General features: G+C 59.2%; 1 protein-coding gene. It reads left to right on the forward strand.

The window, feature by feature from the left end; translation table 11 throughout:
- Nucleotides 1-53 precede the first annotated feature (53 nt).
- The coding region (locus FKM52_RS21540; RefSeq protein WP_141178124.1) for a PFL_4695 family integrating conjugative element protein at nucleotides 54-377 on the forward strand (324 nt) is incomplete at its 3' end.

The raw sequence follows: 377 nt of genomic DNA on the forward strand, positions 1-377 counted from the left end.
CATTACCCGGTGCTGATCACCGACACCGGATTGTCCCGACAGGTACGGCCGTGATGAGCGCACTGGACAACCCGTGGGTGGCCCTGCTTCTGTCGGGGCTGTTTATCGTGATGACTCTGCTTTTTGGTTTTTGTCAGTGGGAGGATAAACAACCCGGCCTGTCGGAGGCGTTGTCAGCAACCATACAGCCGCTAGTTTCTGCGATAGCGATGTTTCCGATCAGCACGCCGGAGATGACGCCGGGGGCGGTGGAGGATCGTCCGCTGCAGTTGCCGGGCATTGGTGCGCTTTTCCTTATCGGTGACGACGTACAGTCGCGTGTGTGGCTGGCAGAGAATGCAAAGGCGCTGACGACCCGGCATGCGGCAGGTCTGATT

The organism is Mixta tenebrionis (genome assembly GCF_006517625.1).
Classification (GTDB): Bacteria; Pseudomonadota; Gammaproteobacteria; order Enterobacterales; family Enterobacteriaceae; genus Mixta; species Mixta tenebrionis.